A 23,270-nucleotide genomic window follows, 5' to 3' on the forward strand; every position below is an offset into this window, starting at 1 on the left:
TTGGTGCATCGTGATTAAAACACTCCTTTAGATGCTGTAGCCCGCAGCGCTTTCGCGGTTACTGTTGACAATTATAGCAGCAGGGCAAGCTATAGTATAAGAATTTCCTTACATTGAAAAAAAGTATAGTGCTGATAGTACAAAGAAAGCTCGATGCGATTGCTACATGAACTCTACACAAAGTGCAGCTAACAGGAGTAGTACTCCAGCTACACAATAGTTGTAAGTCATTTTAAACACAGAAAAAATCCTTATGAAATATTCAATAATTTTCACTGTCCTGTTACTCATATCATTTAGCGCATCTGGTCAAGACAAAAAAGACTTAACTATTTCCGTTTCGGGTGGACTTTTAACTGGTCCTTACTACAATGAGGCTGCCCCTAACCTTTTTGGAGGTGTTGATTTTGATTATCACCTTAGTAAGCGACATGTACTAGCAGCAAATTTCATTGGAGGCTATCATACATACTATGAAGTTGAACCGCCAAATATTCCGGTTTGGATTACCTACTCCGATGGAACTAATGCTACAGCAGAGTATACTGCTTTTTCGTTGATGTATAAATACAAAATATCACACAATAACGCTATAAGCATCGTGCCAGGTGTCGGTGCTGGAATAGTGACTCAATCTCTAGAGTATCCTTCTAGTAATGGGAATACAACATATAGAACAACAACTTCATGGTCAACCCTTGTTTTTCCAGTAAGTCTGGACTTAAACTTCATGATATCTGAGCACTGGCAAGCAGGACTAAAAGGAGGCTTCACAATCCATCCTGACTATCCGATTTTAGCTTTGTATGCTGGACCTAAACTTTCTTATACTATTAAATAAAATACGCGTACAATCGAGTGGATGGCTGACAGCCAATTGACTGCCAGTGCACCCCTCACACCACCCTGCGTACGGTTCGCGTACAGGGCGGTTCGTTAAGCATAGCACAGTCGCTCTTTACACCGACCATGCCCTTGCCCTAGTTTGGGCTAAGGCTAGCAAACTCTAGGTTTGAACCTCCTTGTCGGATTTCAGGCAACTTAACGTTTGGTCCTTCATCACCCTATGAGGCCTCCGTAGCGCTTATGGCTCGTTTCCAGGTGACTACTGTGACCGCTGCTGACTTCTTGGCTCATAGAAACCGAATCTATTCCAAGACCTCCCCAGGTAAGACGCTCATCCTTCCACCTAATCCTGCTGCATCTACACAAAGTCGTTTGTTGGTCAGGGGCTTTGCAAAGATGTGCTTGCTTACCCACGGCTCTCTGCCTCTTATGCAGTTTCTGTTCGTCAGTTCAGGCTTTTGCAGTCCCGCTTTCTTCAGTGCATGGGTCACCCCAAACCACCTTGCGGCTTGCTAATCGGCTTCACCAACTCGCCGATAAGGGACTTGCACCCTCTGGATAATCTGAGTATGTTTCATAAGAAATATACTCGCGCCATACTGGGCGCGCACACCACCTATAGTGCATAAACGCACCATAGCCCACCCCGTTACCTATCATAGAAATTTATAGAACTTTGTCTTGAAGTCAGGCGTTAATGTAATAACTTTGTAATTACATTTTTTTTTAAATGCTATGGAAGTATCAATTATCCAAATAGGAAACTCTAAGGGACTTCGGCTGACCAAGTCCATTCTCGATAGGTATAACATCAAAGATAAAGTTGAGCTAATACTGGAAAAAGGGCAGATTATATTAAAGCCTATAGAGCATCCAAGAAAAGGCTGGGACAAGGCATTCAGTAAAATGAATGAGAATGGTGATGACCAGCTTTTACTGGATGATGTGTTTGGCGATGAAAGCTTTGACGAATGGAAATAAGCCAGTATGATATTGTCTTAGTGAATCTAGACCCCACTGTAGGAAGTGAAATACAGAAAACAAGACCATATGTAGTAATATCCCCTGACGAGATTAACCATAACTTGAGAACAGTAGTTGTCGCGCCGATGACTACCAAGAGTCGTAGTTATCCAACTCGCGTGAAAGTGAAACACAATAATCAATCGGGATGGGTAGTGATTGACCAGTTAAGGACCATCGATAAAGTCCGCATCTTTAAAGTGTTAGGAAACCTGAACCCTTCAGAAGTAGCTGCCTGCAAGGGTGTCATAAAAGAAACCTTTGTTGACTAATCAAAAACAACGATAGGTAACTCAGTGCAGCCGTAACTCCCGCTACGCTTCGGGCTTCGGCTGCACGAATAACGTTGGCACCAATTGAAGATGTCCTTAAAAAGAGTGCATTGAAGAAATGTATAAATTCAGAAAAGCATGAAAGATTCAGTAAATATATGTTTGTCTTGTGGGTTATGTTGTGACGGTACCGTGATTGGTTTTGTACAGCTCGGACGTGAAGAAGTGCCTGTATTGAGAGAATTCATCGATATGGAGAATGCAAATGGTGAAGGTTTTTTTCTTCAACCCTGCAACAACTATTGTGATGGTTGCACTATTTATTCCAAAAGACCGAAACAATGTGCCAGTTTCAAGTGCGGGCTTTTAAAATCCCTAGAACAAAAGGAAATAGATTTTGATTCGGCTATCGAAACAATTAACGTGGTTAAACAAAAAAAGACCGCTATAGAAAAAAAATTAGCGCTACTACAGCTTAAACTACACTCCCAATCATTTTACTTTAAAATGCTCGAATTGAAAAAGTTGTTTCAGAAAAACAAGTCTGAATCATCATTATCGCAAAACCATCTAGATTTAGTATCGGACCTCCAGCAACTCGATAATCTGCTGTCAAAAAAATTTAATATCTAAATGTTCTAACAATAAAAGATTATTGACTAAAAAAAAAGATTTTATGTAATTACCACAATTACCGTTACATGTTTACCTACTAAACAACTCTAGCGAGGCGGCGCTCATCGCTTTCACACCTGTTTTGATAGTTGGCTCGGGTAACGGTGCAAATAAAGGGGAATGCAGCGAAGGCAGTGCTTCTCCTTTTTGCTCGGCCTCCCGCACTTTAGCCGGATCCACGGCACCAAGCCAGAACATGCAGATAGGCACCTCCTTTTCCTGCCTGCCAAACCGGCTGAAATCCTCTCCTACCATATTAGGAGGCATCTCTACCAGGTTCTCCTCTCCAAAGCTCTTGCTTAGCACACTCACGAGTCTGTTAGTTAATGCAGGATCGTTGATGGTGGCAGGTGTCTGAGGATCACGGATGCTGATAATGGGCATTTTGCTTTCCGGCAATCCTGCCGACTCAGCTAAGTTCTTACTGATCCGGCGGATGGAGGAGATAATTTGCTCCCGTACCTCGTCGGAGTAAGAACGCAAGGTGAGCTGCAGTTTTACCTCATCCGGTATGATATTGTGCACCGTGCCGCCATGTATGGAGCCTACTGTGACCACGGCAGGTTCAATCGGGTTTATCGTTCGGCTTACGACAGTCTGGAAGGCCAGCACCATTTGGGAGCTTAGCACTACCGGGTCTATAGTGGTGTGCGGTGCAGCGCCGTGGCCGCCTTGGCCGAACACAGTAATATCCATCATGTCCACGCTGGCCATAAAAGCCCCTTCGCGGTAGCCGATTTTGCCGGCAGGCAGCGAGGCGTTATCATGCAGGGCAATGGCATAATCAGGAGTAGGAATTTTATCATACAGCCCTGCCTTAAACATCAGGTCTGCCCCTAATCCGTTCTCCTCTGCCGATTGCGCCACCATCACCAGTGTGCCTTTCCATTTGCCCTTTGTATGCACCAGCGCCCGCGCCGTTCCGGCAAACACGGTCATGTGTATGTCGTGCCCACAGGCATGCATCACGTTTACCTCATTGCCTGCAGCGTTCACGCCCCTGGCTGTGCTGGCATACGGGAGGCCGGTCTTCTCTTCCAGCGGCAGGGCATCCATATCTGTCCGGATGAGGACAGTTGGTCCTTTGCCGTTCTTTAGTACACCCACCACCCCATGGGCACCCATTTTCTCCATCACCTCAAAGCCAAGGCCTCTCAGTTCGCTGGCCATCACCTGGGCTGTCATCTCCTCCTGCAGCGATAGCTCGGGGTTCTGGTGGAGTTGCTTATAGAGCTTGTCAAGCGCCGGATAATTCTCATCGGTATAAGCGCTGACTTCTTTTAGTACAGGAGATTGTGCATGGCTAAAGCCAGCGGAGAGGGCCAGGGCAAGAAGTAAGGAAATTTTCTTCACAGGTAATAAAATTTTTATGTAGCGTAATTTACAGCTTTAACCTGAAAATACCCATTTACTACATATAGGCATCAAAGCATGAGTATGAATATTACGGCCATACATCTTATAGCAGTGGATAGCTTTGAACTAAAGTTTAAAACGATAGCGAAAGGAGTATATTCTGCTTTTTCCGTGTAACTTTTATACTGTTTGTCTATTTATTCCAGCTAATGGCCCATGAAAGCAACCTCTTCGTCTAATTTAACTTTAGCAGTGCCGCTTAATTGTTATATTTGATTAGCTTAATTGCTACGGTATACTTGTTTAAGGTGAGATGTAAGTAAGTTTCCTACCGTTTAAGTTCAGAAGCCGCACTTTTTTTAGTGCGGCTTCTGTCGTTTCATACCAACATTTGTTGTCCTGACGTTATACCCTGTATAAAAGCACCTGGATTAAATGTTGGAACTATGAAGAGAGTAATAATCATGCTTATGGCTTTGCTGACTACCAGTGTGGTAGCAAAAGCGCAGTTACAGGCAGGTGTGAAAGCAGGACTGAGCACCGCAAACGTAGACATACAAAAAGTCCGCGACGACCCGTGGCAGTACACTAAAGCAGAAAACGTGACCGGATACCATGCCGGCGCATTTGCCCGCCTTCAGGTGGCCGGCTTCTTTGTGCAGCCGGAGGCAATCTTAACCTCCACGGGTGGTGAAATTAAAGTATCGGGTGCAGACATTGTGGGTGTACGGGTAGAGGACTTTAAATTTAACCGCCTCGATGTACCTATTATGGTCGGCTACAATTTCTTTGATATAGTGCGTGTGCAGGCCGGACCGGTATCCTCCACCCTACTCAGCGCCAGGCAGGAGGGGCAGGACATTAAACAGTATATGCAGAATGCAGACTGGGGCTTTCAGGCAGGCGTCGGCCTCGACATTGGCAGTATCACGGCCGACGTCAGGTATGAATTGATAAACCGCCAGCTCACCAACACAGTTCAGCAAACTGGCATGCAGGTGAATAACCAGCAGTTTATCGTCAGTCTTGGCTATAAATTGATTAGGTAAGCTGAAAAGCCTAAAATACAGAAGCCGCAGGTACAACACCTGCGGCTTCTGTATTAAAGTAGGTGAAGAATAACAAGGTCTTGTGTCCTGATAAGTTTTTTTGCTATCGAGGCATATACATTTCTGCCCCCGGCCCAACCGGAATCCCTAGCAGAATCCAGATAATGAGCAGGATAACCCAGCCAATAAAGAACACGACTGAGTAGGGCAGCATCGTTGAAATAACCGTACCGATACCCGCATTCTTATCATAGCGCTGTATAAAGGCGACAATAAGGGCGAAATATGACATCATCGGTGAAATAATGTTGGTGACGCTATCGCCGATACGATAAGCTACCTGCGTAAACTCCGGCGTATAGCCCAGCAACATAAACATCGGGATAAATACCGGCGCCATAATTGCCCATTTGGCCGAGGCAGACCCCATCACAAGGTTGATGAGGGCGGCTACAATGATAAACGTGATCATGAGCGGGATATCACTTAGCCCGAGTGTTTTCAGCACATCAGCTCCATTGATGGCCAGGATCAGCCCCAGATTAGTCCAGTTGAAGTAGGCGACGAACTGCGCCGCGAAGAACACCAGCACAATGTATGAGCCAAGGGTTTCCATCGACTTGGCCATGCCCCGCATCACATCGTTGTCGTTCTTGATGGTTTTTGCACCCACACCATAGGCTATACCCGCTATACCTGCCAGCAAAAAGATAAAGGCCACAATACCGGACATAAACGGCGAGTGCAGAATCTCGTTTGTCTCCGGGTCGCGCAAGTAGCCGTTCTCGGGTATAAGGCCTCCCAGTATGAATGCTGTCATTAGCAGTATGGCAACAGTCGCATACAGCAGCCCGCGCTTTTCCAGTGCATTCAGTCTGTCTATGCTTTGGGGTTTCTCATCTCCTTCATACTCCCCCAGCCGCGGAATCACCACCTTCTCCGTTACCCAGGTACCCAGTGCGGCAATAATGAAAGTAGACACAAACATGAAATAATAGTTGGCCGCCGGGTTCACTGCATAGTTCGGGTCAATAATCCTGGCCGCCTCTGTAGACAAACCAGCCAACAGCGGATCGACGGTGCCCAACAGGAGGTTGGCACTGTAACCTCCCGATACCCCGGCAAAAGCTGCCGCCAGGCCAGCCAGCGGATGGCGGCCTGCCGCCAGGAAGATAACAGCAGCCAAAGGCACCAGCAGCACATACCCTACTTCCGAAGCTGTGTTTGAAAGCACCCCGGAGAAAACAATGACAAACGTAAGCAAGCGCTTCGGCGACGAGAGCACCACCAGGCGCAGCACCGCCCCAATCAAGCCTGTACCCTCGGCAATACCGATACCTAATAATGAAACCAGTACCGTACCCAGCGGCGCAAAGCCAGTGAAGTTGGTCACCATGCGCGTCAGGATCAGGTGCAGGCCCTCAGTGGAAAGCAGGTTGAAAGGCGTGATGGTCTCTCCGGTGCCCGGGTGTACCACGGCCAAGTCAAACAAGCTGGCCACCCATGATAAAATCACCACTAACAGGGCAAAACCAGCAAAAAGTGTGGCGGGGTGCGGCAGGGCATTGCCAATGCGCTCCACCACCGATAGGAACTTATCTACTCCTGATTTCTTCTTTTGTAGGTCAGTCATAAAAAAGGTTAGAATTTGCTTCTCAGAAGCGCAGCAGTTTCAGTTGCCCACAGGTGCTTCACGAGGTTTCGAAATTGGCCAAAAAAAGGCACCCCCGCAAATTTTATCTGAAAAGCCCTATATTAGCTTTCGCCTAACACTTTTCACTATGATTCCTGCTTTACAACCCGGCGACAGCATTGCCATTATTGCCACTGCCCGTAAAATAACCTTCCCTGAAATAGAGCTTGCCATCAGCACCTTCGAAAGCTGGGGACTGAAAGTAGTACTGGGGAAAACAATTGGCGCCAGCTACAACTATTTTGCCGGCGATGATGCTTTGCGCCTGCAGGACCTGCAGCAGATGATGGACAACCCGGAAATAAAAGCCATTGTCTGTGCCCGCGGCGGCTACGGCACCACCCGCATTATCGACCAGGTGGATTTCACACAGTTCAAGAAGCACCCAAAGTGGCTGGTAGGCTTTAGTGATGTCACAGCCCTGCACAGCCACATCCATACCCTTGGTATCGAAAGTGTGCACGCCATCATGCCCTTGCTATTTCCTAAGGAAGGCACCACTGACTCTATTGAGACGCTGCGTAAGGTATTATTTGGGGAAGAGTTAAGCTATACAGTTGCACCGCATGAACTTAACCGCACCGGCACCGGACAAGGGAAGTTGATAGGCGGAAACCTCTCGATGCTGGGCACCCTTACCGGCACACGCTCTGACAGCGACACCGCAGGCAAAATTCTATTCCTGGAAGACCTGGACGAATACCTCTACCACATCGATCGTATGATGGTGCACCTCGACCGCAGCGGCAAGTTAGCACAACTCTCCGGCCTCATCATCGGCGACATGAGTGACATGAAGGATCCTGCCACTCCATTCGGTAAAACCGCTTACGAGATTATTCTGGAGCACACGGGCAAGTATAACTATCCTGTTTGTTATGGCTTTCCGGTAGGGCATGAGCCGCTGAACTTAGCTTTGGTTTGTGGCCGTGACGCGAAGTTGGAGGTAAGTGAGCAGGGGGCGGTGTTATGGTACGTATAACTGGTTAAAGTATACTATTACACCTGATACGAGAAGATATTCAGAATGCAAGAACAACCTCATTGCGCATATTTTTATTGATAATAACAACAAGCCCACTTATCCGTTTTAAATTATACATAGAAATAAAAAAAAGATTATGCAGACTATACGATTAAGGGTAAACGAAAAAGTATATGAGCATTTGATGTGGTTTCTCAGCAAGTTCAATAAAGATGAACTGCAAATCATTGAGGAGGGCGAGGAGTTTGCGTCTATTCAAAAAGATTTACAGCAAGAACTGACAAGGGTCGAAGAAGGTAGTGCCGAGTTTATTGATTTGCAGCAGCTTGATACAGATCTGGAATCCACTATTCAAAAATATGAAGCTTAAAGTCACGAAAGGCTTCAGAGATAAGTTGAATGCTCAGGTAGACTGTATCGCAAAGGATAAACCGGCAGCTGCACGAAAATTCAAAAATGACCTTATTTCAAAAAATCAAAGAGATTCCTGAGATGCCCTTTAAAAACAGGAAGTCAATTTTCTTTGACAGAGATGACATAAGAGATTTAGTTTTCAAAGGTTATATCATAATCTACAAGGTAAATTAGAAATCACAGGAAATTCAGGTGTTCGGATTAACTAGATATGAACAAGATCCCTTTAAAAAATGATTGCTAGTACTACCCTAACGAATCAATACTCCTCCTGTACCCTACGCCGCCTGGTCTATCCCCTTTTCCCGCACATCCTGGTAATAATTGCAGATGCTGTTGAGCACGCATTCCCCACACTTCGGGCTGTAAAAAGTGCAGACACGCTGGCCATGCCAGAACAGGTGCTTGTGAAAGTTAAAAAGTTCTATAGCGTCCGGCGGCAGCATCCGGAGGAGCAGGTCATGGGCTTTGTTGGCGGTTACCTTCGCCCCGATTAGCCCTACCCGCTGGCTTACCCGGAATACATGCGTATCAACAGGCAGCACGGGCTTCTTGAAGTTGAAAAGCAGGAGTAAAGTAGCTGTCTTTAAGCCTACGCCAGGCAACTTTGTCAGCCAGTCCATGGCCTCCTGCACAGGCATCTCTTTCAAAAAACCGATACTTATCTCTCCCCGTTCTTCTTTTATAATGCGGAGCGTCTGCTGTATCTGGGGGGCTTTCTGCAAAGGATATCGGGTGGTTTGCACAGCATCCGCCAGTTCGTCTACGTCTGCGTTCATTACGCCCTCCCAGTCGCCGAAGCGATCCAGCATGGTATTATATGCTTTTTCTTCGTCGGCATGATTGGTACGGTGCGAGAGCATGGTAGAGATCAACTCGTGCATCGGGTCGCGCCGGCTATTCAGTGTTAGGCGCTTGTAGATCTCGTTCAGCAACTCGTGCGTCATCAGCGCCTTGTCTTCCTGGGGCAGTTTATGAGCATCCATAGGCCTATACGTATCAGGCTATAATTTACGGCAGTGCCTGTACCTGTGTTGGTTTTGATACTTCGCAGTCAACCATCATGCAATGCATACCTGCTGAACACAACGACTACTGTATATTATAGGTTTACTTTAAAGTTTTCAACATCCCCTTAAAAAATATAACTATATACACAACTATTTTCACCCCTTTCCGCTATATGCTTTAATCTGTTCAGTGCAGCCTATGTTGTCACATTTATAAACTTGTATGCAAATTAAATTTTTAGGGACAGGCGGAGCATTTGATACCGACTATCGTAACTCGGCTGCTTTGCTGGAATTCAGAGATATCAACTTATTGATCGATTGTGGGTTTACCGTGTTCTCAACGTTGGTGGAGAAGAATCTGACACAGAAGATAGATCATATCATACTCACACACTTGCACAACGACCACTGCGGCAGCCTGGCAAACCTGCTCCTCTACAAACATATTGTGGAGAAGAGCAAGCGCCCTATCATACTTTACCCTTCAGAGCAGTTTAAGCAGCAGCTTTATAAGTTTCTGGAACTACAGGTAAAAGATCCGGATAAATATGCTGAATTCGTGCCCCTCGATCAGGTAGAGGGCATTATCCCCATTGACACCTATGGCCAGCACTCAGAGGGCCTGCAGACTTACGCCTATATTTTCGATAATGAAAGCCGCATTGTATACTCCGGAGACCTGAGTAAGCCAGAAGTGCTATTCGAAAGACTAGAACGGCTACCAGGAAAAAAAACAAGTGTTTTCCACGACATTACCTTTAACTCCGATAACACCGGCCACACCTACTATAAGAAGTTGCTGCCTTACATAAATGGCATTGACATGTACGGTTACCACTGCGACCCCACACAAAGCCCTCAGGACAACCCTATCAGGCTGGTATTCCACGAAAAGGCGCTGATGGCGTAAAACGGCTGCTTTCAAATCCTTGATTGCTTTCTTAGCGAGCTTTCTCCCTTTTTCAGGCGCATAAAAAAATGAATTGCTGTTGCTGATTTACGGCGTGCCGTGAAAATCAAAATACCGGATTTACAGCCTGTTATGCTATAAAATTCTTGTGCACTAAAACCTATCTTGCGCATAAAGGTTAACGCTGCAGAACAAAAATCTTCTGCCTGATGTACCATGTAACCATGACCGCGAGACCAGATGCCAAAAGGCCATACCTGAGCCAGCCCCTGCATATACTCTATAGCCTGCTGTTTGCCGGTTTCTGGGTGTACACAGGGCTTACCACGCCTGACCTGGTAAATTGGTTGATGGAGAATACACTCACGCTATCCCTGATCATTTTCCTGGTGGCGTTTTACAATATCTTTCGCTTTTCAGACACAAGCTACACGCTTATATTCCTGTTCCTGCTACTGCATGTGTATGGCAGCCAGTATCAGTATGCTGAGAATCCGTTTGGAGAATGGCTCAAAGAGCAGTACGGCTTTCAGCGAAACCACTATGACAGACTGGTGCACCTGGGTTTTGGCCTCTTGCTCGCTTATCCGATGCATGAGGTGCTGGCCTACGGCTTTAAGGTAACACCTTACTGGCTGACGTTCCTGATGCCGGTAGAGTTCATATTATCTTTCAGTGCCCTGTATGAGATAGTGGAGTGGCTGGTAGCCGATGTTGCGTTTAGTGGCACTGAGCAGGGAATGGATTTCCTGGGGATGCAGGGCGATATATGGGATGCTCAGAAAGACATTGCCTTAGCATTTGTGGGCGGTATAGTAGCCATGGGAACAGCATTTGCTTTAAAGCGCCGGCGATAGCTGAAAGAAATGAGCTAAATGGCAGCAAAAAACATTTAGGCTTGATTTTATCAGCTGTCTCTTTAAAAATGAAGACTTGGAGGCAACCTGCCAAAAGCATGAATCATTTAAGTTTACCGGAACACATCACCAGCGTTCTGATATGATTCTTCATTTCCCCCGCAACAGGCACTATTTAGTCTCTGCAGAAGTCCCTTTTCCTGTAATAGTGGTCGCAGAGGCATCAGCCACCAGACGTTCGCAGGCACTAAAAAAGGCAGTGATCAGCAGGCTCAGGAGAGCCATGTATAAGTATTTCCTAATCATGTTCATGGCCGGGCAAAGATATATTTCAACAAGATTTCAGCAGGTTCAACTGTGTAATACTGGTCGTAAAAAAGCCAGCCGCACATAAGTGCGGCTGGCAGTAAATAAAAAAATCAGGCTGTTATTACAAGTCGCCTCGTTCAGCGGCTTTCTTCATATCTTCGTTTGCAAAGATAGCAATCTCAACACGTCGGTTCTTCTGGCGGCCAGCTTCCGTCGTGTTGTCGGCAATCGGCTGGTCAAAGGCATATCCCTGTGTGGTTATACGGCTACGATCAACACCCAAAGAGGCAGCATAGTCTGCTACAGCCTGGGCACGGCGCTCAGACAATGGCTGGTTGATCTCACGTGAACCAGTATTGTCTGTATGTCCTTCAATCACAATATTTGTGTCAGGGTACTTCTTCAGCGTTTCGGCTAGTTGTGAAATTTCTGTTTGAGCAGCTGGCTGTAACTGTGCAGAGTTCGTCGGGAACAGGATACCAGAGTCAAACGTGATTTTTATACCTTCTCCAACGCGCTCTACTTCCGCATTCTCCAGGTCTCGTTCCAGTTCCTCGGCCTGCTTGTCCATTCTGCGCCCGATGATGGCACCAGTCGTACCCCCCACAGCAGCACCGATTATAGCACCCGCAGCTGTGTTACCAGCCACTCTACCGATTACGCCACCTACCACGGCACCAGAACCAGCACCAATCACACCGCCTTTTGTAGTTCTGCTCATTCCACCGTTATCAGAAGCAGTACCAGCCTGCTGAGAAGATGTACAAGAGGTGGATAAGAAGCCAAGTAAGGCGAATATGGATAGATAAATTCTTAGGTTTTTCATGTTTTTCATCTTAAGTAAAATTTTATGAACTCGAAGTTCAGTGGTAAATACTACTCTTTCTTTTTAAAAATGTTCGGTAACTATAAGCTCCTCCGCTTATCAATCAGCACTTAAACGGCCGTTGCCGCTAAAGGTTAGCCCTTTAGAAGTTTTAAATATTTTACTATTTAACGTTCCCAACATTGTCAGGTTCTGGGGACTTCAGCGCTTTAGAACTATTTCACACCGCCACCCGCACAAGGCGGCTATAAAAAAGCAGCGCCCGCCAACTTGCGCTGGACGGACACTACCTCAAAAAACAGGAAGTAAAATCTACTAATTCAGCGCGCCAGACTCGGCGGCTTGCTTTAATTCTTCGTTGGCTACAATGATGATTTCCACACGGCGGTTCTGCTGGCGGCCTTCTACCGTAGTGTTATCAGCAATTGGCTGGTCATAGCTGTAGCCTTTCGCCTGCAGACGACCATTTTCCACACCCAGGCTGCGGGCATAAGAAGCCACTGCCTCGGCACGACGCTCCGACAACTTCTGGTTAAGTTCATAAGAACCTGAGTTGTCTGTATGGCCTTCTACAATTACGTTTGTTCCCGGATAATCTTTAAGCGTTTTTGCCAGCTTCTCAATGTCTCGCTTAGCATTGGGGCTCAGTTCTGCAGAGTTAACCTGGAAAAGGATACCAGAATCAAAGTTCACACGAATAGCTTCGCCTACGCGCTCTACCTTAGCACCTTCCATTGTCTTCTCCAGTTCTTCTGCCTGCTTGTCCATGCGTCTGCCAATTACGGCACCTGTGGCACCACCTACGGCTGCACCTACAATGGCACCGGCGGCAGTGTTACCTAACCTGTTACCAATTAATCCACCAAGCACAGCACCGCCACCGGCTCCGATGATGCCGCCTTTTGTGGTTTTCTTCATGCCGGGCTTGTCGGGCTCCGTTTCAGCGGTTTTGGCTTGCGTCGTTGTTTCGTAATCACCGGAGCCCGCTACGGGTGCCGTAGACTGGCACGAGGAAAACAGCATGGTCGCGGCTAAAAATGAGCTAAGAGTTATGTTAGTTAATTTCATGGTCTTGTTTGTAAAATTTTGGCTAATAATATTGTTGTTAAAATGTTAATTAAACTAAAGCATGCTTGATATCTCAATTGCAACTCTCATGCCAGAACGAAACAAATACTGCTATAATATTTTGTAGCCAATATATTTTTCTGGTCTTATACAGGCTGCTTTTATATATCCCTGACAATCAGCGGGGCCTGCTATAAAAAATAGCAGGCCCCGCTGATTTCATTTTACTTAAATGATTATGATGCCTGTGCGGCTTTGCGCTTCTTCGGCTTTTCGCTTTTTGGTTCCGCTTCCTGAGCAGGAGGCATGACCATACTTAGCAGGTCTGTCAGCTTCTGCTTCATTGCCTTGCGGTCTACTATAAAATCGAGGAAGCCGTGCTCTAATACAAACTCAGCACTCTGGAAGCCTTTTGGCAGGTCTTTACCAATTGTTTCTTTGATCACGCGCGGGCCGGCGAACCCGATCAACGCACCTGGCTCTGCAATGTTAAAATCACCCAACATGGCATAAGAGGCTGTTACGCCACCCGTGGTAGGGTCTGTGAGCAGGGAAATGTAAGGCAACCCTTCCTCTGACAAAAGCGCCAGTTTTGCCGATGTTTTCGCCATCTGCATGAGTGAGAAACCAGCTTCCATCATACGCGCACCGCCTGATTTAGAAATCATCAGGAATGGGGTGCGGTTTTGGCGGGCGTAGTCTATGGCACGTGCAATTTTCTCGCCCACCACCGAGCCCATCGAGCCGCCGATAAAGGCAAAGTCCATGCTGGCGATGGTGATGTCCTGGCCGTTTATTTTACCGTAGGCTGTGCGAACGGCATCTTTCAGGCCAGTTTTCTTTTCTGTGGCTGCAACGCGCTGTGGGTATGGCTTGGAATCCGTGAAATCAAGTGGGTCACCAGAAGTGAGGTTCTCGTCCATCTCCGTAAATTCGTTGTCATCAAACAGAATGGCAAAGTACTCTTTAGAACCAATTCGGTCATGGTAATCGCACTTCACGCAGGTGTGCATGTTCTTGCGATGCTCGGCCATGCTGGTAACTGCTTTGCATTCCGAACATTTATACCACAACCCATCCGGTGTCTCCTTCTTCTCCTCTGTGGGTGTGTGAATTCCTTTTTCAACTCTTTTAAACCAAGGCATCATAGACAAAAGCGTGCTTGCAGCACTTTTAAATGTTGGGTACTATTTCTTTGCCAGGCAGCAAAGTGTAAAAAAACATAGCCTGCCCTAATCCTTCCCTCACAGAGGCTTCAGAAGAGGCAGGCTGCAAAAATATGTAATTATCTGCAGTTGTGCTACAAATTATGCTACTGTAATCTCTTTTGCCAGATACACGTCCTGCACCGCATGCAGCAGCTCCACGCCTTCTTCAAATGGTCTTTGGAAAGCCCTCCTGCCCAGGATCAGCCCCGTGCCGCCGGCCCGCTTGTTGATAACGGCTGTGCGCACAGACTGCTGCAGGTCTGACTCCCCCTGAGATTCGCCGCCAGAATTGATGAGGCCGGCGCGGCCCATATAGCAGTTTGCCACCTGATAGCGGCACAAGTCGATGGGATGGTCAGTGCTTAGCTCGGTGTACATTCTTTTATCAGACTTTGAGAAGTTGATGGCAGTAAAGCCCCCGTTGGTTTCCGGCAGTTTCTGCTTGATGATGTCTGCCTGAATGGTTACACCTAGGTGGTTGGCCTGGCCTGTAAGGTCTGCCGCCACATGATAATCTTTCCCGTCTTTTTTGAAAGCGCTGTTTCGGGTGTAGCACCATAAAATAGTGGCCATGCCCAACTGGTGTGCCCGCTCAAAAGCCTCCGCTACCTCTATAATCTGCCGCGACGATTCCTCAGAACCAAAGTAAATTGTGGCCCCCACGGCTGCCGCACCTAAATTCCAGGCCTCATCTACAGAACCGAACATAATCTGGTTGTACTTGCTTGGGTAAGTCAGCAGCTCGTTATGGTTTATTTTAACGATGAACGGAATCTTATGGGCATACTTCCGAGACATCATCGCCAGGTTACCAAACGTAGTGGCCACCCCATTGCAGCCACCTTCTAAGGCCAGTTTCAGTATATTCTCCGGGTCAAAGTAAATAGGATTTGGGGCAAAGGAGGCGCCTGCTGTATGCTCGATGCCCTGGTCGATGGGCAAAATAGAAATATAGCCCGTACCTGCCAGGCGGCCATGGTCAAATAGCTGCTGCATGTTGCGCAGCACCTGCGGGCTGCGGTTCGTCTGAGCAAAAATCCTGTCTACGAAATCAGGGCCCGGCAAATGCAGCTGCTCTTTCCCGAAGGTTTTACTTTCATGCAGTAAAAGGCTATCCGCATCCTGGCCAAGGGTCAAAACAATGTCATCGTACGTCATCTGTCTTTAGCTTTTTAAATGGAGACACTTTGTGGATTATTGGTTTCGAATAAAAGGGGTGCTGAGGCACATATATACATGATCGGCAGCCTGATGAAGGTATCTTATTTTCGTTCGATGTAAAGCTGTCCGGCCTGTGAGGAAACCTGTTTTGAAGGGTTCCTTTAAAATTTATACTAAGAGCGGCTTAAAAAGTTGCTCTTTAAGAAAGCGCCAGCCACTTATATAAAACACCTGACACAGAGTATTTTAAACATCTATCCTCCCCTGCCTAGGTGCCCCTTTCACTCTTGGCAATAAAAAAAGTCCTTCTTGTAATGAAGGACTTTTTTTATTGCCAAGAGTGAAAGATAGTGTGACCTTGTTAACAAAGGTCTTGCGGCAGTAGCGGTGTACTTGCAGTCATACAAAGTACATGAGAGGTGGGATTACTGCCTTCAATCTATGGCACTACTTGAAGGAGGGATTACGTTTTTTCTAACCGATGCAGCAATCAATGCGCACTGGCCGCTACCGGCGAATTGCCAATCTGCTGCATCAGGGCCACTGTGTCTGCTTGCATCCAGTGGTTGACAACTTTATTATTTTCTAATTCATAAATAATGATGAGATCGACGTTTACTTCCCGACCAGTTGGGGCTATACCGAAAAGCTCCCCCTTGTGCTCGCCTTTAACTGTTCCCCGCAACACCACTTTGTTTCCCTCTACAATCATGTCCTTGGCAATTATTTGATAGTTAGGCAAGCCTGCCTCGAAGAGAATTATATGGCCTTTCAACTCAGGGTCGGCTATGTATTTGTCAATGGTAGCTTCAGACTTGTCCAGGCTTATGGCCTGTACGTATTCCTGTATCAGCTTTTTGCTTTGATCTGTGGTCATCATAGTTTGATTCTCCTTTTTGTTTATGTTGTTTTCATTGAAGTAAAGCTAGCACTATACTTCTATTATTTATTGTAAAAAATGGACATTCTCAGGCACCAACTAATGCTGCCAACGCACGGTTATAGTTCACAAATTCAGATGGCTTCTTACCTGAAAAATCGCAAAAGTCCCTGATAAAGTGTGCCTGATCATAATAGCCGCCTTCATGCACCATGTCCATCCAGATACCCGAAGAAGTAGTGGACAAGTTAGAGATATAGTTGAATCGTTTGATGCGGGAGAACAACTTAGGGCTGACTCCCACCTTTTCAGAGAAGCGCCTCCTGAATTGCCGCGGGCTGATGCAGAGTTTATCTGACAGCTGGCTGATAGACAAAATACCTTTCTGCTGCACAATGGTAGCTAAGGCATAATCTACCACATCAACTGTAAGGTTAGTGTTATAGAGCTTATGCAGCAGGAACTGCTCCAGCACTGAAATCCGCTGCTGGTTTGTTTTGCTTTCCAGTATCTGGTGCTCCAGTTGGGCTGTTTCTTTACCTAATACCAAGTTTAAATCAGTGCGTAGGCCAGTGAAGGCTATCATGGGCATGCCCAGCAGGTGGGAAAGGCCCGCTGGCCAGAAAGCGACACCAACCGTACCGAGCTTACCGCTCAGGCGCAATGTATAGCTCTTTGTAAACTGCCCGGCTACAAAACAGTTGGGCACGCTTTCCCAATTACCTTTTTCACTTAGTGCCTGGTAGGGGTCGCCATAATTAAATACTATACCACCAAGGCCATTAGGAGGGGAATGTATTTCCAAAGGCCCCTCCATCTGCTGCTGGTTCTCCCAGACGTAATAGCACATAACGTAAGGCTGTAGGGCAGCAGAGGGTTGATATTTAAGATAAATCATAATCTGCCTCTTGTGGTGATAAATACAAACCGGAGAACAAATAAGCTGGAGGTAATAAAAATCTTTAACCTGTAGCGGGTGAACATTTACAGGCTAAAACGCTAACATATTTTAAATATTCATTTATGAATAACAAATATAATTATACTCACCCCTGTAATCAAGCGCTGGTAACAGAAATTTAAGCCTGAAACAAAAAACTCCCATTCTTCATTTGAAGTATGGGAGCCTGTCTTTGAAGGTAATAATTTAGGTTAGTTTAGCCATACAACCAAGCCATTTTATTCTTGCCGTAAAACAAGGAAGCCAATTTCCTGTTCATACTCCTGACGATGTTCATTTTATATCTTAAGAACCTGAACTGCGTTAATAACAGGACCAAAATAACCTAACAGAGAACAAACCATGAAAATAAGCATTAAATCATCTTCACAAAAGCTCTTGTCCTACCTTACGGTTTTAGTCATAGGCCTGGGTCTTTATGGCTGCGCCGCCTCCACCGAGGTGATAGGCTCCTGGAAAAGGCCGGAAGCTGTAACTGAGACCTATAACAATGTGGTGGTAGCCGCCATGACAGACAACATTCAGGCGCGGCAGATAATAGAGGAACAGCTCGAAAACCAGTTAGAGCTGCGCGGAGTAAAGGCTACTAAAAGTATTGAGTTGTTTCCGCCCTCTGCCGCAGACAAACAGGGTGGAGACCCTGACATGATGTTGCAGCGCATTCAAGGCGAAGGCTACGATGGCATTATTACAGCAGCCGTGGTAGACCAGGAGACGGAAACCCGCTATGTTCCGGGCAACCTTGGATATGGTGCCTATGCCCCGGTAACGCGTTTTGGTTGGTACAACACCTTCAGAGGATACTATGGGTATATGTCGCCCGCGCTATACCAGCCCGGCTATTACACCAAAGACAAGATCTACTTCCTGGAGTCTAACCTGTATGATGCAGGCTCAGAGAACCTTGTTTGGTCAGCACAGTCGCGCTCTTACGATCCAGGTACCGTTACTTCCTTTGCCGATGAGTTTGCAGAGGTTACGGTAAAGCAATTGGCAAAAGACAACGTTATTCAGTAAGAGCCGGCAAATAGAATATTTGTGTCAAGTATTAAGACGCCTGATGAGAAGGATACAAGAATATACCTGATTGTGCAGGTTTCTTATAAATAAGTTTCTCACATTGACTAAAAGCAGAAAGGCCTACATTGTAGGCCTTTCTGCTTTTATACTTTTCGCTTTCATGCGAAGCTATTCGTTGTACAGCACATGCAACACTGTTTGCCCTACGGCTTTCAGGGTGTTTTTGCTGATTACATCCATATTATCGCTATGGCGGTGATGGTAGGGACCAAAATAATCGCCGTCAGCGGCACTCATGTTATACTCTATGATGTCAATCATTCGGATGTTACCCAGCCGGTTCACATAGTAGTGGTCGTCTATAATAGCAGGTGCGTTCACGTACTTAAAGTAATCGGAGTAGCCAATCCTGTTACCTGCTTTCCATACTTTGTTTACAACTTCGCGGGCAAACTGCATGGAGTGTCCCTCGCGGGCAAAGCGTGCATTCTCAGCACCCACCATATCTAATAGAATCCCGTAGTTGGCTCTGTAGTTAGGTATGTGTTTGTTCTTACTCCAATACTGCGAGCCTAAGGCCCAGGTATCCTCTTTGTAAGGCAACTCACTGTTGTCCGGCTGCCCGTAATCTTCTCCGTCAAAAAAGATAAGGTCTACGCCTACATCCGGTTTCTGCTGAGCTTCGTGTATGGTTCTGGCAATTTCCAGCAGCACGCCTACGCCACTCGCGCCGTCGTTGGCACCTGCAATCGGCGTGTCCGGCTCGTTCTCGTCTTTATCAGCAAAGGGCCGGGTATCCCAGTGGGCGGCCAGCAGTACACGATTGGCAGCATCGGGGTTATAGGAGGCAACGATGTTGCGCAGGTTCAGCGTGGTGCCGTCGTAGGCCTGCATCTGAAACTTCTGCTCTTTTACCTCTGCGCCATATTCTTTCAGCTTTTCCACAATCCATTCGCCAGTGGCATAGTGCGCCGCAGTATTAGGTACACGCGGGCCGAAGCTCACCTGCTTCTCCACCAGCGCATAAGCAGTGTCAGCATTAAAAGCGGGCGCCTGCACGATTTCTTCCTGTTCCTCTACCCTTACCTGTCGCGCCGCACCGTTATCGGCAGAGTCGCAGGAGTAAAAGACCAGAGAACCACAAAGTAGCAGTGCCAGCATGTTCAATCTATTCTTCATAAGCCCAGTCAATTCCTGTTTTCAGGTCTTTGATCACGATGCCCTGCTTTTTCAGTTCAGCACGAATCACGTCGACCTTATCATATTGTTTAGCCTCTTTGGCCTCTTTGTAAAATTGCAGCACAAGGTCCAGCATTTCCTCCACGTCCCCGAGTGCTTCTTCCTGCAGCCCCAATACTTCCAGCACCAGTTCCTGATAGGTTTCCCGGATGGTATCGAACGTGCCCCTTGAAAGCTGCTCCATCTTAACTTGCCCTAAGTTCAGGCTGTTTATCTTCTTGAGCAGGTTAAAGAGCGAGGCAATGGTACGGGCTGTGTTCAGGTCGTCATTCAGGCCCCTGTAGCAATCCTCTGTCAGTTTCAGCAGTTCCTCGTTCAGTTTGGCATCCGGCGCCACTGCCGTTGTGTCTTCTGTATACCTCAGCTTTTTAAGCACATTCAAGCCATTCATCAGCTTGGTGTAGCCTTTCCGGGCCGCCTGCAGTGCTTCGTTGCTAAAGTCGAGGGTACTGCGGTAATGCGCCTGTAGTATAAAGAAGCGGATAGTCATGGGGCTGTAAGCCTGCTCCAGCATCTCATGGTTGCCGCTGAACAGCTCGCTCAGGTTAATGAAGTTGCCCAGAGACTTGCCCATCTTCTGCCCGCCCACGGTAATCATGTTGTTATGCACCCAGTAACGGGCACCGTCGCTGTGGTCGCAGCTCGCCTTGTTCTGCGCGATTTCGCACTCGTGGTGCGGAAACATCAGGTCTAAACCTCCTCCGTGTATATCAAAGGTTGTGCCTAAATATTTGCGGCTCATGGCAGAACACTCCAGGTGCCAACCCGGAAAGCCATTGCTCCAAGGCGAAGGCCAGCGCATGATATGCGAGGGAGACGCCTTTTTCCATAGGGCAAAATCCACAGGCGAGCGTTTTTCCTCCTGCCCTTCCGTGTCACGGGTATTCCCCAGCAGGTCCTCCACCACACGCCCGGAGAGCTTGCCGTAGTTGTTTTCTTTCTGGTAGGCCTGCACATCAAAGTAAACCGAGCCATTTACTTCGTAAGCAAAGCCATTGTCCAGTATTTCCTTTATCATCTCTATCTGCTCAATAATATGGCCGGAGGCACGTGGCTCAATGTCGGGCGGCAGCACATTCAGTTTGCGCAGTTCCTCGTGGTACACGTTGGTATAGTGCTGCACCACCTCCATCGGCTCAAGGTGCTCAAGCTTGGCCTTCCGCTGGATTTTATCTTCGCCTTCGTCCGCGTCGTTCTCCAGGTGGCCTACATCGGTTACATTGCGCACATAGCGCACTTTGTACCCCAGGTTCTTCAGGAAACGGTTCAGTATATCGAATGTAACGGCACTGCGGGCATGGCCCAGGTGCGGCTCTCCGTAAACGGTTGGCCCGCAGACATACATCCCTACAAAGGGAGCATTCAGCGGTTCAAACATCTCTTTCTTTCGCGTAAGCGTATTGTACAGGTTCAGTTTCTGTTGCATGACGAATCAAATATATACACCCTCGGGTGCGGCGCTTTCAGGCGCGTCGGCCAGTATAATCCGGCTGATTAATGGTTCAAAACTATAAATATTGCTTTCCATCTCCTAACGCTACTCTTCCTCCTTTGGCTCCAGCACATACTTTGCCGATATCGGAAAGTGATCCGATAAAGCCATCTCGTAGTGCGTCTCGAATTCGTAAGCCTGGAGCCCTTCACTGTAAAACTGGTTATCAATACGTAAAAACGGCAACGGGCCATTATAGGTGGCTCCCAGCCCACTACCCGCCTCTACAAATGCATTCGTCAGCCTTTTTGCCAGTTCGTTATAAGTATAACTAAAAGGAATATCATTGTAGTCGCCGCTGATAACAAAGGGGTAAGGGCATGTTTCAAAATGCTCCAGCAGGAGTTCCACCTGGTAACCCCGCTTTACGAATCCGTTTCGCAGGCGCCTTGCCAGGTTCCGTCCTTCTTTCTTAAAGCTCTCCTCGTCGCTTCCTATGGCAGTATAGGTATTCTCAATATCCTCGGCCTTAATGCTCATAGACTGCAGGTGGGTGGCATACACCCGCACCGTATCTCCATCCATATCCAGGTCAGCCCATATCGCACGATTGCCACTCGGTTTCTCAGAAAAATGAATGACTCCTTTATCCACAATAGGATACTTGGAGAATATCGCCACTCCCAGATCACCGTGCCTGCTGCTGGAACTGGCTGCGGAAAAAAAATGCTCTTTGCCATACCGGGCACCTATTCTGCTGATGATGTTGAAATCATACTCTTTCGAGTTAGGGTTGCTGTAAAACTCCTGCAGGCAATACACATCTGCCGGATGCGCGGCTACCCAATCTACCATCTCGGAAGATACGCCTGCAGTTAGTCTTTCTTTGCCATGATACGCGGTAAACATATGGGTATTCAGGCTCATCACATGCAGGGTTTTAGCATCCTGTGGCGGCAGTTCTTTTACCAGGCCCAAGGGCAGCAGCCGCTCATAGTAAGTCCAGCCCAGCACCATCACCGCCAGGGGCAAAAATAAAAACCAGGAACGGCGCAGCGCCCAGTAGAGCAGGAACAGGAAGTTCAGCACCAGTGCCCCAGGAAGGGAGAAGGCTATAAAGCCTGCGGGCCAGAAATCATGAGGGGGCACCTGCATACAAAGCACCCCCAGCAGCACCCACAGCACCACTGCGATGTTGAGAATGAGCCATATCCGGGTGCGTATTTTTTTGAAGGTACCTGACACAAAAGCAAACTTACGAATTATGATAGTATCTATTTCTATCCCACGCCTGAAGTCAGTATATATTATGCCCTGCAGCATAAATTTAGTGGGCTACAAGGCTGCCACGGCACTACCCGAACTAAACTACAGCTGCTGCTGTTACAGACCAAGGCCACACGTAACGGGCCTCCTGCACAGTTCGGCTTTTGCCATCTCTTCCTTGTAATTAAGTGATTGCGATAATTTAATACAGGCATTGGCAATACGCTATGTTGTTTATCTAAGGATTTTGTAGTAAATTTGTGCCATTATTTCCAAGGAGATGAGGGGACACGAAGTCCCCTTCTTTATTTCTTAACCGTTTGCTATGGCACTTACTGCAACAACCATAAGAAAGATGGCAGAGACAAGCCTGCCGGAGCAAGATCTGTTTATCGTGGATGTGGCCGTGTCTGACTCGGCTGTCCGCCCAAAGATTACAGTGCTGGCCGATGGGGAGCAGGGCATTACGATAGACCAGTGCGCTACCATCAGCCGCCGCATCAACAAACAGATTGAGGAGATGCTCGGCGAAGAAGAGCTAAGTTATGTACTCGAGGTGAGCTCACCCGGTCTTGACTTCCCGCTGACACAGCCGCAGCAGTTTAATCGTAATATAGGCCGTAACCTGAAGCTAAGGCTGCAGAACGATACTGAAAAAACAGGAAAACTGGAGGAGGTAACTGAAACCGGCCTTAACCTGTTGGAGGAAGTTAAACAAAAAGGCAAAAAGGCAACGTATGTGCCTGTGCAAATACCTTTCGGGGAAATTGTAAAAGCAAATGTTGTGATATCTTTTAAATGATAAAA

General features: G+C 47.1%; 23 protein-coding genes. 11 read left to right on the forward strand and 12 right to left on the reverse strand.

Annotation, left to right across the window (positions count from 1 at the left end; all coding sequences use genetic code 11):
* The first annotated feature begins 253 nt into the window (after positions 1 to 253).
* The 4 genes from E1919_RS18745 to E1919_RS18760 all read left to right on the forward strand — a co-directional run bounded on the left by E1919_RS18745 (position 254) and on the right by E1919_RS18760 (position 2,774).
* On the forward strand, positions 254 to 841 hold the full coding sequence (locus tag E1919_RS18745; RefSeq protein WP_162054952.1) for a hypothetical protein: 588 nt from the start codon (positions 254 to 256) through the stop codon (positions 839 to 841).
* Between the two features lie 740 nt (positions 842 to 1,581).
* Positions 1,582 to 1,827 (forward strand): AbrB/MazE/SpoVT family DNA-binding domain-containing protein, encoded by a 246-nt coding sequence (locus E1919_RS18750; RefSeq protein ID WP_162054953.1) that lies wholly within the window; start codon positions 1,582 to 1,584, stop codon positions 1,825 to 1,827.
* Positions 1,818 to 2,141 (forward strand): type II toxin-antitoxin system PemK/MazF family toxin, encoded by a 324-nt coding sequence (locus E1919_RS18755; protein ID WP_162054954.1) that lies wholly within the window; start codon positions 1,818 to 1,820, stop codon positions 2,139 to 2,141. The genes E1919_RS18750 and E1919_RS18755 overlap by 10 nt, the downstream gene beginning before the upstream one ends.
* Before the next feature lie 138 nt (positions 2,142 to 2,279).
* Positions 2,280 to 2,774, forward strand: a complete 495-nt coding sequence (locus tag E1919_RS18760; protein WP_162054955.1) for a YkgJ family cysteine cluster protein — start codon at positions 2,280 to 2,282, stop codon at positions 2,772 to 2,774.
* A 72-nt stretch (positions 2,775 to 2,846) separates the two neighbouring features.
* On the opposite strand, the gene E1919_RS18765 is transcribed toward E1919_RS18760, so the two are convergent.
* A complete protein-coding gene (locus E1919_RS18765; protein WP_162054956.1) occupies positions 2,847 to 4,169 on the reverse strand; it encodes an amidohydrolase in 1,323 nt (440 codons plus the stop codon).
* A 449-nt stretch (positions 4,170 to 4,618) separates the two neighbouring features.
* Here E1919_RS18765 and E1919_RS18770 point away from each other — a divergent pair, with 449 nt between their 5' ends.
* Positions 4,619 to 5,221: a porin family protein gene (locus tag E1919_RS18770; RefSeq protein ID WP_237144626.1), complete on the forward strand. Its 603-nt coding sequence runs from the start codon at positions 4,619 to 4,621 to the stop codon at positions 5,219 to 5,221.
* Between the two features lie 103 nt (positions 5,222 to 5,324).
* Here the strand turns inward: E1919_RS18770 and E1919_RS18775 are convergent, their stop codons facing one another.
* Positions 5,325 to 6,854 carry an AbgT family transporter gene (locus E1919_RS18775; RefSeq protein WP_162054957.1) on the reverse strand — a complete coding sequence of 510 codons (1,530 nt, stop codon included), beginning with the start codon at positions 6,852 to 6,854 and terminating at the stop codon, positions 5,325 to 5,327.
* A 148-nt stretch (positions 6,855 to 7,002) separates the two neighbouring features.
* On the opposite strand from E1919_RS18775, the gene E1919_RS18780 reads away from it, so the two are divergent.
* Together E1919_RS18780 and E1919_RS18785 are read left to right on the forward strand one after the other, a co-directional pair.
* The gene (locus E1919_RS18780) at positions 7,003 to 7,896 is read left to right on the forward strand and encodes a S66 peptidase family protein (RefSeq protein WP_162054958.1); all 894 of its coding nucleotides are present in this window, start codon (positions 7,003 to 7,005) and stop codon (positions 7,894 to 7,896) included.
* A 139-nt stretch (positions 7,897 to 8,035) separates the two neighbouring features.
* The gene (locus tag E1919_RS18785) at positions 8,036 to 8,269 is read left to right on the forward strand and encodes a tRNA pseudouridine synthase A (protein WP_162054959.1); all 234 of its coding nucleotides are present in this window, start codon (positions 8,036 to 8,038) and stop codon (positions 8,267 to 8,269) included.
* Between the two features lie 322 nt (positions 8,270 to 8,591).
* Here E1919_RS18785 and E1919_RS18790 read toward each other — a convergent pair whose 3' ends face one another.
* Positions 8,592 to 9,299, reverse strand: a complete 708-nt coding sequence (locus E1919_RS18790) for an endonuclease III domain-containing protein (protein ID WP_162054960.1) — start codon at positions 9,297 to 9,299, stop codon at positions 8,592 to 8,594.
* 247 nt (positions 9,300 to 9,546) lie between these two features.
* Here E1919_RS18790 and E1919_RS18795 point away from each other — a divergent pair, with 247 nt between their 5' ends.
* The gene (locus E1919_RS18795) at positions 9,547 to 10,236 is read left to right on the forward strand and encodes an MBL fold metallo-hydrolase (protein WP_162054961.1); all 690 of its coding nucleotides are present in this window, start codon (positions 9,547 to 9,549) and stop codon (positions 10,234 to 10,236) included.
* 224 nt (positions 10,237 to 10,460) lie between these two features.
* Positions 10,461 to 11,093: a DUF2238 domain-containing protein gene (locus tag E1919_RS18800; protein ID WP_162054962.1), complete on the forward strand. Its 633-nt coding sequence runs from the start codon at positions 10,461 to 10,463 to the stop codon at positions 11,091 to 11,093.
* A 430-nt stretch (positions 11,094 to 11,523) separates the two neighbouring features.
* Here the strand turns inward: E1919_RS18800 and E1919_RS18805 are convergent, their stop codons facing one another.
* From E1919_RS18805 to E1919_RS18830, 6 genes are all read right to left on the reverse strand, one after another.
* A complete protein-coding gene (locus tag E1919_RS18805) occupies positions 11,524 to 12,228 on the reverse strand; it encodes a YiaD family glycine zipper/OmpA-like lipoprotein (protein ID WP_237144628.1) in 705 nt (234 codons plus the stop codon).
* A gap of 315 nt (positions 12,229 to 12,543) precedes the next feature.
* Entirely contained in the window at positions 12,544 to 13,296 is a 753-nt protein-coding gene (locus E1919_RS18810; protein ID WP_237144630.1) for a YiaD family glycine zipper/OmpA-like lipoprotein, read from the reverse strand.
* Between the two features lie 236 nt (positions 13,297 to 13,532).
* Positions 13,533 to 14,441 (reverse strand): acetyl-CoA carboxylase, carboxyltransferase subunit beta, encoded by a 909-nt coding sequence (gene accD / locus E1919_RS18815; protein ID WP_162054998.1) that lies wholly within the window; start codon positions 14,439 to 14,441, stop codon positions 13,533 to 13,535.
* A 162-nt stretch (positions 14,442 to 14,603) separates the two neighbouring features.
* Complete coding sequence (locus E1919_RS18820) at positions 14,604 to 15,662, reverse strand: class I fructose-bisphosphate aldolase (RefSeq protein ID WP_162054964.1); 1,059 nt, start codon at positions 15,660 to 15,662, stop codon at positions 14,604 to 14,606.
* Positions 15,663 to 16,155: 493 nt separating this feature from the next.
* Positions 16,156 to 16,545 (reverse strand): ester cyclase, encoded by a 390-nt coding sequence (locus tag E1919_RS18825; RefSeq protein ID WP_162054965.1) that lies wholly within the window; start codon positions 16,543 to 16,545, stop codon positions 16,156 to 16,158.
* A gap of 88 nt (positions 16,546 to 16,633) precedes the next feature.
* Positions 16,634 to 17,443, reverse strand: a complete 810-nt coding sequence (locus E1919_RS18830) for an AraC family transcriptional regulator (protein ID WP_317168243.1) — start codon at positions 17,441 to 17,443, stop codon at positions 16,634 to 16,636.
* 405 nt (positions 17,444 to 17,848) lie between these two features.
* On the opposite strand from E1919_RS18830, the gene E1919_RS18835 reads away from it, so the two are divergent.
* Complete coding sequence (locus tag E1919_RS18835; RefSeq protein ID WP_162054967.1) at positions 17,849 to 18,523, forward strand: hypothetical protein; 675 nt, start codon at positions 17,849 to 17,851, stop codon at positions 18,521 to 18,523.
* Positions 18,524 to 18,694: 171 nt separating this feature from the next.
* Here the strand turns inward: E1919_RS18835 and E1919_RS18840 are convergent, their stop codons facing one another.
* From E1919_RS18840 to E1919_RS18850, 3 genes are all read right to left on the reverse strand, one after another.
* On the reverse strand, positions 18,695 to 19,705 hold the full coding sequence (locus E1919_RS18840; RefSeq protein WP_162054968.1) for a M28 family peptidase: 1,011 nt from the start codon (positions 19,703 to 19,705) through the stop codon (positions 18,695 to 18,697).
* A complete protein-coding gene (gene cysS / locus E1919_RS18845) occupies positions 19,695 to 21,191 on the reverse strand; it encodes a cysteine--tRNA ligase (protein WP_162054969.1) in 1,497 nt (498 codons plus the stop codon). The genes E1919_RS18840 and cysS overlap by 11 nt, the downstream gene beginning before the upstream one ends.
* A 111-nt stretch (positions 21,192 to 21,302) precedes the next feature.
* Positions 21,303 to 22,520 carry an endonuclease/exonuclease/phosphatase family protein gene (locus E1919_RS18850; protein ID WP_237144632.1) on the reverse strand — a complete coding sequence of 406 codons (1,218 nt, stop codon included), beginning with the start codon at positions 22,518 to 22,520 and terminating at the stop codon, positions 21,303 to 21,305.
* Between the two features lie 268 nt (positions 22,521 to 22,788).
* Here E1919_RS18850 and E1919_RS18855 point away from each other — a divergent pair, with 268 nt between their 5' ends.
* Complete coding sequence (locus tag E1919_RS18855) at positions 22,789 to 23,265, forward strand: ribosome maturation factor RimP (protein WP_237144634.1); 477 nt, start codon at positions 22,789 to 22,791, stop codon at positions 23,263 to 23,265.
* The last annotated feature ends 5 nt before the right edge of the window (positions 23,266 to 23,270 follow it).

The organism is Pontibacter pamirensis, assembly GCF_010015475.1.
Lineage (GTDB): Bacteria > Bacteroidota > Bacteroidia > Cytophagales > Hymenobacteraceae > Pontibacter > Pontibacter pamirensis.